This window comes from Polaromonas sp. P1_E3 (genome assembly GCF_056405935.1).
In genome coordinates this window covers 1-9,738 of record NZ_JBFUBD010000097.1, presented here as the reverse complement: position 1 = coordinate 9,738, position 9,738 = coordinate 1, and the positions used below count along the sequence as shown (strand labels likewise).

Annotated in this window: 11 protein-coding genes; 3 read left to right on the top strand and 8 right to left on the bottom strand. The window is 61.0% G+C overall.

Annotated features, from left to right (window positions below; genetic code table 11):
- Positions 1 to 577, top strand: a 577-nt coding sequence (locus tag AC1D0Z_RS12080) for an amino acid ABC transporter permease (RefSeq protein ID WP_477658491.1), incomplete at its 5' end; no start/stop codon positions are given.
- Between the two features lie 40 nt (positions 578 to 617).
- On the opposite strand, the gene AC1D0Z_RS12075 is transcribed toward AC1D0Z_RS12080, so the two are convergent.
- Together AC1D0Z_RS12075 and AC1D0Z_RS12070 are read right to left on the bottom strand one after the other, a co-directional pair.
- Positions 618 to 1,181, bottom strand: coding sequence for a GNAT family N-acetyltransferase (locus tag AC1D0Z_RS12075; RefSeq protein WP_477658490.1), 564 nt, complete (start codon positions 1,179 to 1,181; stop codon positions 618 to 620).
- A 1-nt stretch (position 1,182) separates the two neighbouring features.
- A complete protein-coding gene (locus tag AC1D0Z_RS12070; RefSeq protein WP_477658489.1) occupies positions 1,183 to 2,271 on the bottom strand; it encodes a PA0069 family radical SAM protein in 1,089 nt (362 codons plus the stop codon).
- A 144-nt stretch (positions 2,272 to 2,415) separates the two neighbouring features.
- Between AC1D0Z_RS12070 and AC1D0Z_RS12065 the strand changes: the two genes are divergently transcribed.
- Together AC1D0Z_RS12065 and AC1D0Z_RS12060 are read left to right on the top strand one after the other, a co-directional pair.
- Positions 2,416 to 2,682, top strand: coding sequence for a hypothetical protein (locus AC1D0Z_RS12065; RefSeq protein ID WP_477658488.1), 267 nt, complete (start codon positions 2,416 to 2,418; stop codon positions 2,680 to 2,682).
- A 69-nt stretch (positions 2,683 to 2,751) separates the two neighbouring features.
- Positions 2,752 to 3,099: a DOPA 4,5-dioxygenase family protein gene (locus AC1D0Z_RS12060; protein WP_477658487.1), complete on the top strand. Its 348-nt coding sequence runs from the start codon at positions 2,752 to 2,754 to the stop codon at positions 3,097 to 3,099.
- Positions 3,100 to 3,197: 98 nt separating this feature from the next.
- On the opposite strand, the gene AC1D0Z_RS12055 is transcribed toward AC1D0Z_RS12060, so the two are convergent.
- The 6 genes from AC1D0Z_RS12055 to AC1D0Z_RS12030 all read right to left on the bottom strand — a co-directional run bounded on the left by AC1D0Z_RS12055 (position 3,198) and on the right by AC1D0Z_RS12030 (position 9,701).
- The gene (locus AC1D0Z_RS12055; protein ID WP_477658486.1) at positions 3,198 to 4,313 is read right to left on the bottom strand and encodes an acyltransferase family protein; all 1,116 of its coding nucleotides are present in this window, start codon (positions 4,311 to 4,313) and stop codon (positions 3,198 to 3,200) included.
- 45 nt (positions 4,314 to 4,358) lie between these two features.
- On the bottom strand, positions 4,359 to 5,321 hold the full coding sequence (locus AC1D0Z_RS12050) for an NAD(P)H-dependent flavin oxidoreductase (RefSeq protein WP_477658485.1): 963 nt from the start codon (positions 5,319 to 5,321) through the stop codon (positions 4,359 to 4,361).
- 99 nt (positions 5,322 to 5,420) lie between these two features.
- Positions 5,421 to 7,211: an acyl-CoA dehydrogenase gene (locus AC1D0Z_RS12045; protein ID WP_477658484.1), complete on the bottom strand. Its 1,791-nt coding sequence runs from the start codon at positions 7,209 to 7,211 to the stop codon at positions 5,421 to 5,423.
- Positions 7,212 to 7,335: 124 nt separating this feature from the next.
- Positions 7,336 to 7,950: a hypothetical protein gene (locus tag AC1D0Z_RS12040; protein ID WP_477658483.1), complete on the bottom strand. Its 615-nt coding sequence runs from the start codon at positions 7,948 to 7,950 to the stop codon at positions 7,336 to 7,338.
- A 55-nt stretch (positions 7,951 to 8,005) separates the two neighbouring features.
- On the bottom strand, positions 8,006 to 8,938 hold the full coding sequence (locus tag AC1D0Z_RS12035) for an electron transfer flavoprotein subunit alpha/FixB family protein (protein ID WP_477658482.1): 933 nt from the start codon (positions 8,936 to 8,938) through the stop codon (positions 8,006 to 8,008).
- 13 nt (positions 8,939 to 8,951) lie between these two features.
- Positions 8,952 to 9,701, bottom strand: coding sequence for an electron transfer flavoprotein subunit beta/FixA family protein (locus AC1D0Z_RS12030; protein WP_477658481.1), 750 nt, complete (start codon positions 9,699 to 9,701; stop codon positions 8,952 to 8,954).
- Positions 9,702 to 9,738 lie beyond the last annotated feature (37 nt).

Genomic DNA, 9,738 nt, shown 5'->3' with positions numbered 1-9,738 from the left:
TGTTTTCTTCGGTGCCATCATCGGCACCGTGGTGGCCGTCACGCGGCTGGCCAAGGTGCCGGTACTTTCGCAGTTTGCAACACTGTATGTCAGCTGCATGCGTGGCACGCCGCTGCTGGTGCAGCTCTTCGTCATCTACTTCGGCTTGCCCAGCATCGGTATCCAGTTTGACCCGATCAGCGCGGGCATCCTGGGCCTGAGCCTGAACGTGGGCGCCTACCTGTCTGAAACCATCCGCGGCGCGATCAATGGTGTGGAACACGGCCAGTGGAACGCCGCTCGCAGCCTGGGCCTCACGCAGGCGCAAACCCTGCGCTATGTTGTCGGCCCGCAGGCACTGCGGCTGGCGGTCCCCAGCCTTTCCAACAGCCTGATCAGCCTGATCAAGGACACCTCGCTCGTGTCGGTGATTGCCGTGGGCGAGCTGATGCTGGCGACCAAGGAAGTGATTGCCACCACCTTCCAGCCGTTTCCGCTGTACCTGGCAGCAGCGGGTATTTACTGGGCCATGAGCGCTTCGTTTGAAACCCTGCAAAAGAAGCTTGAAGTGCGCCTGAACCGCAGCTATTTGCGCTAGGGTGATAAGGTGATGAGGGGTAGCGGCCTGTTTGACCGCTTCAGTCGTCGCTGATCAACCCACTTTGCATCGCCTGCTCAGCATTTGCAAAAATCGCCATCGCGGTCAGCATGCGCCTGAAGCCGAGCTTGCGGTAAAACGGCTCCTTTCCAGCCACCGCGTACAGGATGATTTTTTTGTGGCCGCTGGAAAGCTTCACCAGTGCCGCAACCATGTCCTTGCCCATGCCGGAACCCTGGCGGTCCGGTGCCACCGCGATATCGCAGATGTAAGAGCAGTCCTTGCCGTCCGCCACCGCGCGGCCGGCAGCAATCAGCCTGCTGCCCTCATACACAAAGCACTTGAACATGCTGTTGGAAAAGACGACCTGGAGGTCGGCGGGCTTCTTGTCACCCAAAGGAGCAATGCGGTAGAGATTCGAAAGTTCTTCCCAATCCGCAGCGCCCATGCCTTCCGATGAATATTTCCAGTCGAGTGCCAAGGTAATTCCTTTTAGTGTCAGACGGTAAGAACGGGAACGTTCCGCCGCGCGGTTGCGGCGGGTCAGCGCAAGTTTCTTTGGACTATAGCCATCACGTGATAAACCACGGTGACTGCGGACCATTTCAAAACAGGCTGCCCTGCCCCACCGCGCCCGGTGGCCGGAACTGCGTCAAGTCCAGCTCTACGCGCTCGCGGTTAAAACCCAGCCGGCTGGTGGCTTTCTGGAAACGCTGGCGAACCAGGTCGGACCATAGGCCCGAACCTTTCATCCGTGTGGCGAAATTACTGTCGTAATCCTTGCCTCCGCGCATCTCGTGGATATGCGCCATGATGCGCGCTGCGCGCTGCGGGTAATGCAAGCCCAGCCACTCCTTGAAGATGGGCGCAACCTCCCAGGGCAGCCGTATGACGTGGTAGAACGCTGAGCGCGCACCCGCTTCCCAGGCGGCTTCCAGCACCTGTTCAAGGTCTTCCGTCACAAATGGGATGTGCGGCGCCAGGCTTACGCCCACCGGCACACCGCGCTCTGCGAGCGTGCGAATAATGCGCAAACGGCGGTACGGTGCCGCCGCGCGGGGTTCCAGCTTGCGCGCAACCTCGCCATCGAGTGTGGTGATGGTCACGTAGACGGCCGCCAACTTGCGGTCGGCCATGGAACCAATCAAATCAAGATCACGCTCGACGCCGCTGGACTTGGTGACCAGGGAAAAGGGTTGCCCCACTTCCTGCATCAGCTCGATGACGCTACGCGTCAACTTGAGCTCGCGTTCAATGGGCTGGTAGCAGTCAGTAGCCGAGCCGATGTTGATCAGCTTTGGGACGTAGCTGCGCTTGCCCAGGTCGGCGCGCAGCACCTCGGCGATATTTCGCTTGGCAATGAGCCGGGTTTCAAAGTCCAGGCCCGGCGAAAGATTGAGGTAGCTGTGCGTGGGCCGCGCATAACAGTACACGCAACCGTGTTCGCAGCCACGGTAAGGGTTGACCGAATAATCAAAATGGATGTCGGGCGAATCGTTTTTGCTGATGGCGCTGCGCGCGGTTTCAAACGTGACCTGGGTCTCCAGCCGAGGCACGTCGCCCGCCTGGCTTTCTTCCAGCGTTCCCCATCCGTCGTCCCACGCGTCGCGCACATCTTTTTCAAATCGGTGCGGCGTGCGCGTGGCAGTGCCCCGGCCCTTGATGGCATTGATGGGGATGATGGCGTCGGACATGAAAGTGAATGATTGAGGTCACGCAGCATCCATCGAAGTCAGCGACAAATACTGTATATAAATACAGTATATTCAAACAAAAACCCTTTTGCAAATGTCATCAGCAGGTGCCCGCAATAATGGGTTTAAAGCAGGAGATACCCCATGGCACACGTACTGGCAAAACTCACCGGCGCGCCGCTGGCCGCCGTCAGACAGCAGCTGGAAAAAGACGCGGACGAACATGCGAAGCAAGGCATGCAGCTGGAGCACTTGTGGCAAAACACGGATGATGCGGCCGAGGTGTTTTTTCTGTTTCGGGTAAAAGACCTGGCGCATTGCCGGCAACGCATGCAGCAGACGCACGCGAAAGCCCGCGAAGAAAACCCCGGTGTACCGCTACCGGCCCTGACGTTTCTGGAGGATGCCTGAGGCCTCATCCAATGCGAATTGATCGTCCCTTTTCCGTTTTCCCCTTCCTCTTTTTCCTTCCGTTCCACCATGATCCAGCGACCTGAAAACCTTTATGACCGCTACCACGCCCACGTGTATTTCGGGCACGGCACCGTTGAGCAGGCGCGCGCGCTGTGTGAAAAGGCTGGTGCGCTTTTCGGGGTTGCAGTGGGGCGGGTGCATGAACGCGAAGTGGGACCGCACCCGCACTGGAGTTGCCAGCTGGCATTTGACCGCGCCGCGTTCGACAGCGTTATCCCCTGGCTCGAAGAACACCGCGGCGGGCTGGATGTGTTTGTGCATGGGCTGACCGGCGACGACCTGGCCGACCACACCACGCACGCCTCATGGCTGGGTGAGCCTGCCGCGTTGAAGCTGGAAATGTTCAGGCGTTAGCCGGAGGATGAACCGCCGAAACAGTGCGGTGAGTTCAGGGTGATTCGCTATTAATTCGATAGCTGCTTGCGCTCACCCAGAAAGGCTTACGGCCGTTTTTAATGGGTATAAAAGCGGCGCAGCCAGTTCGGCCCGGAAGGCAAGGGCCGCAATTCTACGGACTGGTACAGCACCCAGCCCGCCAGCAGCGACAGCAGAAAAGCCGACAACAGTCCCAGCACATTGGCCACCAGCTGCGCAGGCCAGAAATGGCTCACGATGGCATTGACCAGCAGGCACACAGGAAAGTGGATCAGGAACACGGAATAGGACATGCGCCCCAGCTGCACCAGCCCACGCTGCTGCAGCCAGCGCACCGTCCAGGGGTATGACGCTAGTCCCGTCAGCCCGACCAGCCCGAAGGCAGTGACCAGCGCGACCACAAGCCGCCCCCTGAAATCCAGGGACAGGGCCAGCCCGCCCATGACGGCCAATGTCAGGAGCCAGAAGTTGCGCCGCGCGCCAAGCCGGCTGGAGGCCCAGAAGGCCAGCATGCCCAAGGCATAAGAGCCGCAGAAATAAAGGGCGGTGACATCAAAGGCCGGCCAGCGGTTGAAAAACAGCAGCGATGCCAAAGCGACCAGCAGGATGAGGCTCACGCCCAGGGGTGCGGAAACTGACGTACTTTGTATTGCGTCGCCACTGTGCGGCTGAAACAGGAACCGGCGGGCAAAGGCAAAAATGAGCACAGCCATGGCGTAAAGCTGGAAGTCGATGGCCACGTACCAGACACCGGCAGAAAGCGCGTCCTGCCCCAGCAGGTCCTGCAGCAGCAGGGCATGGGCCAGCAACTGGTGCACTGTGGGAGTCTCCGGCACGGAATGGTGCGCAAACCAGGGCCTGACCATCGCCGCCACCAGCACGCTCACGGCCAGTGCGACCGCATAAGGTTTGACGAGCCGCCAGTAGCGTCGAAAAATCAGGGCGCCGGATGCGCCGAACACGGCCACGCCCTGTGGCGCAAGCGAGGCCGCTGCCAGAAAACCACTCACGACCAAAAACACCTGCACGGCCATGCGGCCGTAGACGTAAAGCCAGTCCATCAGGGCCGGTGCAAACGGATGCACCACGTCCGACATCGGGCCGTAAAAGGCCAGGTGATGCAAAACGATCAGGACGCAGGCCAGCCCTTTGAGGGCATCCATGCCGGGAAAGCGTCGGGTCGCGGTGGTCAAGGCGGGCGTTTCAGGCGCAGCTCAGCTCAGGGGTAGCAATGGCGCTTAAGCGCAGACGCGCTGGCGCGCCTGCTCGTACTCACGCCTGAGCTGGTCCACAAAGGCCGCGGCGCTTTGGACCTTGTTGACAGCGCCAATGCCTTGGCCGCAGCCCCAGATGTCCTTCCAGGCCTTGGACTTGCTGCCCTCGCCGCCGCCGAAGTTCATGGTTTTGACGTCGCCTTCGGGAAGGTTCTCAGGGTCCATGCCGGCAGCACGTATGGATGGCGCGAGGTAGTTTCCGTGCACGCCGGTAAAGAGGCTGCTGTAGACGATGTCGTCGGAGTTGCCGTCAACGATGGCCTGCTTGTAGGCGTCGGCCGCGCGCGCTTCGTCCGTCGCGATGAAGGCCGAGCCGATGTAGGCGAAGTCGGCGCCCATGGCTTGTGCGGCCAGCACCGCGCCGCCGGTGGAGATGGCGCCCGACAGCGCCAGCGGGCCGTCAAACCATTGGCGGATTTCCTGGATCAACGCGAACGGGCTCTTGACGCCCGCGTGGCCGCCCGCACCAGCAGCCACGGCAACCAGGCCGTCGGCACCCTTTTCAATCGCCTTGCGCGCGAACTTGTTGTTGATGATGTCGTGCAACACCACGCCGCCGTAGCTGTGGGCGGCAGCGTTGATGTCTTCACGCGCGCCCAGGCTGGTGATGTAGATGGGCACTTTGTACTTCACGCACATCTCCATGTCGTGCTCTAGCCGGTCGTTGGACTTGTGCACGATCTGGTTGATCGCAAAAGGTGCGGCGGGCTTGTCGGGGTGAGCCTTGTTGTGGGCAGCCAGAGCCTCGGTGATTTCCGCAAGCCATTCATCAAGCTGCGATGCGGGCCTTGCGTTGAGCGCGGGCATGGCACCGACCACGCCGGCCTTGCACTGCGCAATCACCAGTTTCGGGTTGCTGATGATGAAGAGCGGTGAGCCGATGATGGGCAAAGGCAGATTGTTCAGTGCGCCTGGCAGTCTGGACATGGTGGCTCCGTTGTTATTCTGTTGTTCTAAGAAAAACATGCTTCAGCCCTTTATTGACGGGCGCAAGCAGCTATCAAATAAGTAGCAAGTTGTACGGGATCAGAACGCGTCCAGGGCCAGCGCCGTGACGCTCTCCGCACCTTCCACAATGCTGTCGCGCACGCCGGGTACTTTGGTCAGCAGGTGGTCGGCGTAAAAGCGCGCAGTGGTGATCTTTGCCTGCATGAAGGCGGCATCGACACCTTGTTCGATTTGCTCTTGCGCCACCAGCAGCGAACGCGCCATCTGCCAGCCGGCCACCACGTTGCCCGCGAGCGTGAGGTAAGGCACGCTGCCGGCAAACACGGCGTTGGGGCTGGCCTTGGTGTTGCCGGCGACAAAGTCGACCACGTCGATGAACGCTTCACGCGCGGCCTTCAGTCGCTTGGCGACGGCTACCGCGTCGGCACTGCCCTGCTTGAGCAGTTCGCTTTCGGTTTTTTCGATCTGCGCTGCAATCGCCTTGGCCGTCTGACCACCGTCGCGCGAGGTCTTGCGGCCGATCAGGTCGTTGGCCTGGATGGCGGTTGTGCCTTCATAGATCGTCAGGATCTTGGCGTCGCGGTAGTACTGGGCCGCGCCGGTTTCTTCAATAAAGCCCATGCCGCCGTGCACCTGCACGCCCAGCGAGGTAACTTCCAGGCTCATCTCGGTGCTGTAGCCCTTGACCAGCGGCACCATGAATTCGTAAAACGCCTGGTTCTGCTTGCGCACGTCTGCGTCGGGGTGGTGATGGGTCGCATCGTACGCCGCAGCCGCCACGGACGCCATCGCACGGCAGCCCTCAATGTAGGCGCGCATGGTCATCAGCATGCGCTTCACATCAGGATGATGAATGATGGGGGCGCTGGCCTTGATGGAGCCATCGACGGGGCGGCTTTGCACGCGGTCTTTGGAGAACGCCACGGCCTTCTGGTAGGCCCGCTCGGCAATCGCGATGCCCTGCATGCCGACGGCGTAGCGTGCCGAGTTCATCATGATGAACATGTATTCGAGGCCGCGGTTTTCTTCACCGACGATATAGCCCACGGCGCCGCCGTTATCGCCGTACTGCAGCACGGCAGTGGGCGATGCCTTGATGCCCATCTTGTGCTCGATGCTGACGCAGTGCACGTCGTTGCGCGCGCCGAGTGCGCCGTCTTTGCCGACCATGAACTTGGGCACGACAAAGAGGCTGATGCCCTTGACGCCTTCAGGCGCGCCCGTCACGCGGGCGAGAACGAGGTGCACGATGTTCTCGGCCATGTCGTGCTCACCATAGGTGATGAAGATCTTGGTGCCAAAGACTTTGTACGTGCCGTCGGGCTGCGGCTCGGCACGGCTACGCACCATGGCGAGGTCAGAGCCGGCCTGCGGCTCGGTCAGGTTCATGGTGCCTGTCCACTGGCCGCTCACCAGCTTTTCGAGATAGACCGCCTTGAGGTCGTCGGAACCGGCCGTGAGCAGCGCTTCGATGGCACCATCGCTCAGCAGCGGGCACAGGGCAAAGCTCATGTTGGCGGAGTTGAGCATTTCGCCGCAGGCCGCGCCAATGGTCTTGGGTAAACCCTGGCCGCCAAAATCGGCCGGGTGCTGCAGGCCCTGCCACCCGCCTTCAACGTATTGGCGGAAGGCCTCCTTGAAGCCTGGCGTCGTGGTGACTTCGCCATTTTTCCAGCTGGACGGGTTGATGTCTCCGTCGCGGTTCAGCGGCGCCAGAACCCCTTCGTTGAACTTGGCGCACTCTTCAAGCACTGCCTGCGCGGTGTCGAAGCCGGCTTCTTCAAAGCCGGGGATTTGCGCAATTTGTTCGATATTGGCCAGGTGTTTGATGTCAAACAGCATGTCCTTGAGGGGGGCCTTGTATGTCATTTTTTGTCTCCGAAAATTAATTTATTGCGCGGCGAGGGCCATTAAAAGCTGTGCCGCGATGGCCTGCTGCTTGGCCTGTACCAGGCGTCGGGGGCCGTTTGCCACGCGGCCTCTTCTCGCGAATCTACGGCGAGAAATCACGAACTGGAGGTTCCACCAGTTTTTCGGATTTCCGCACGACATAACCGTTGTCCATCAGGGCATTGAGCCAGCCCGCTGCCATCAAGTCCACATGACCCGAATCCGGAGCCGAGGCGTAAAACGCATCCTGAAACTCCAGCATGGGCACGAGCTTCTTGCTGTACAGCGTCACGCGGTAGCGGGTAGAACCCCTGCGGGCTTCATGGCCCTGAGAGGTGACGGTAGAGCCCACCGGAACAAACAGCAGCGTGTTGTAACCCTGGCCGGACCATTCGCCCAGCACGCCCTTGATATTGGAGCGCTGGCCGAACGTGCCTGCGTACTTTGCGGGAACACCGTTGAGTTGCATGAAGTCTGCGGCGTGCCCAACGCTCTGGTTCATCAGGCGGTTGTCGAGAACACCCGAGAGCCTGTAGCCTTTGACCAGATCCGGATTTTGGTTGGCCCACTCGGGGGTCACAAAAACCAGGGCCAAAGACGTCACAGGCTCCTTGATGTCCGACTTGACGCTGACCTGTTCGACTTTGCGGTCAAGCCCCGCGCACGCAGTGAGGAGCAGGCCCGCCAGCATCAAGGCGATGCATGCGCCTGGCCTCATGCCGGATTGGCCCGGTTGCCGCGTCGCATTCACGTCGTGCTGGCCTGAAACCGGATTACAGGGCCGCCACGAGTTCAGGCACAGCCGTGAACAGGTCGGCTTCCAGGCCGTAGTCGGCCACGCTGAAGATCGGCGCTTCAGGGTCTTTGTTAATCGCGACGATGACCTTGCTGTCCTTCATGCCGGCCAGGTGCTGGATCGCGCCGGAAATGCCGGCCGCGATGTAGAGCTGGGGCGCAACGATCTTGCCGGTCTGGCCCACTTGCCAGTCGTTGGGGGCGTAACCTGCATCGACGGCAGCACGCGAAGCGCCCAGGGCCGCGCCCAGCTTGTCGGCCAGAGGCGTCAGCACTTCGTTGAACTTCTCGCTGGAACCCATGGCACGGCCACCGGAGACGATGATCTTGGCTGCCGTCAGCTCGGGACGGTCGCTCTTGGCGATTTCGGAACCGAGGAAGGTCGACTTGCCGCTGTCAGCCACGCCTGCAGGCGTTTCGATGGTTGCGGAGCCACCGGTGGCAGCAGCTGCGTCGAAACCTGTGGTGCGCACGGTGATGACTTTGGTCGCGTCCAGGCTTTGCACGATGGCGATCGCGTTGCCGGCATAAATCGGGCGCTCAAAGGTGTCGGCGGCGTCGACCTTGGTGATGTCGGAAATCTGTCCGACGTCCAGCGTCGCGGCCACGCGAGGGGCGATGTTCTTGCCCGACGCGGTGGCGGGAAACAGGATGTGCGAATAAGCCGAGGCAATGGCTACCACTTGTGCGGCCATGTTCTCGGCCAGGCCGTGGGCGAAATGTTCGCCGTCCACGTGGATGACTTTCGCTACGCCAGCGATGGCGGCAGCAGCCTTGGCGGCGGCTTCGGCGCCCTTGCCGGCCACCAGCACGTGCACGTCGCCGCCGCACTGGGCGGCTGCGGTGACGGTGTTCAGCGTTGCTGGCTTGATGGAGTTGTTGTCGTGTTCTGCGATTACAAGTGCGGTCATTTGAATCAACTCCTTAGATGACTTTGGCTTCGTTCTTGAGCTTGTCCACCAGGGCGGCCACGTCGGCCACCTTGATGCCGGCGCTGCGCTTGGGCGGTTCGCTGACCTTCAGGGTCTTGATGCGCGGCTTGACATCGACGCCGAGGTCTTCGGGCTTGACGTTGTCGAGCTGCTTTTTCTTGGCCTTCATGATGTTGGGCAAGGTGACGTAGCGCGGCTCGTTCAGGCGCAGGTCGGTCGTGATGATGGCCGGCAGCGTGAGCGACAGGGTTTCCAGGCCGCCGTCGACTTCGCGCGTGACCTTGGCGGTGCCGCCTTCGACTTCAACCTTGGAAGCGAAGGTGGCCTGGGGCCAGCCCAGCAGCGCAGCCAGCATCTGGCCGGTCTGGTTGCAGTCGTCGTCAATGGCCTGCTTGCCGAGGATGACGAGCTGGGGCTGTTCTTTTTCGACCAGCGCCTTGAGCAGCTTGGCGACGGCCAGTGGCTGCAGTTCTTCTGCGGTTTCAACCAGAATGGCGCGGTCTGCGCCGATGGCCATGGCGGTGCGCAGGGTTTCCTGGCACTGCAGCACGCCGCAGCTGACGGCGATGACCTCGGTCACCACGCCCTTTTCCTTCAGGCGGGTCGCCTCTTCGACGGCAATCTCGTCAAACGGGTTCATGCTCATCTTGACGTTGGCGATGTCGACACCAGTGCCATCGGATTTGACGCGGACTTTGACGTTGTAGTCCACAACGCGTTTGACGGGAACCAAGACCTTCATGAGAGGACTCCAGAGTTGATGGATTGAGGTATTAAGG

What these genes read in the sequence shown, in the direction of transcription:
- AC1D0Z_RS12075 (WP_477658490.1), bottom strand. Translation starts at nt 1,181, where the DNA reads ATGGTCCGCAGTCACCGTGGTTTATCACGTGATGGCTATAGTCCAAAG.
- AC1D0Z_RS12070 (WP_477658489.1), bottom strand. Translation starts at nt 2,271, where the DNA reads ATGTCCGACGCCATCATCCCCATCAATGCCATCAAGGGCCGGGGCACT.
- AC1D0Z_RS12065 (WP_477658488.1), top strand. Translation starts at nt 2,416, where the DNA reads ATGGCACACGTACTGGCAAAACTCACCGGCGCGCCGCTGGCCGCCGTC.
- AC1D0Z_RS12060 (WP_477658487.1), top strand. Translation starts at nt 2,752, where the DNA reads ATGATCCAGCGACCTGAAAACCTTTATGACCGCTACCACGCCCACGTG.
- AC1D0Z_RS12050 (WP_477658485.1), bottom strand. Translation starts at nt 5,321, where the DNA reads ATGTCCAGACTGCCAGGCGCACTGAACAATCTGCCTTTGCCCATCATC.
- AC1D0Z_RS12045 (WP_477658484.1), bottom strand. Translation starts at nt 7,211, where the DNA reads ATGACATACAAGGCCCCCCTCAAGGACATGCTGTTTGACATCAAACAC.
- AC1D0Z_RS12040 (WP_477658483.1), bottom strand. Translation starts at nt 7,950, where the DNA reads ATGAGGCCAGGCGCATGCATCGCCTTGATGCTGGCGGGCCTGCTCCTC.
- AC1D0Z_RS12035 (WP_477658482.1), bottom strand. Translation starts at nt 8,938, where the DNA reads ATGACCGCACTTGTAATCGCAGAACACGACAACAACTCCATCAAGCCA.
- AC1D0Z_RS12030 (WP_477658481.1), bottom strand. Translation starts at nt 9,701, where the DNA reads ATGAAGGTCTTGGTTCCCGTCAAACGCGTTGTGGACTACAACGTCAAA.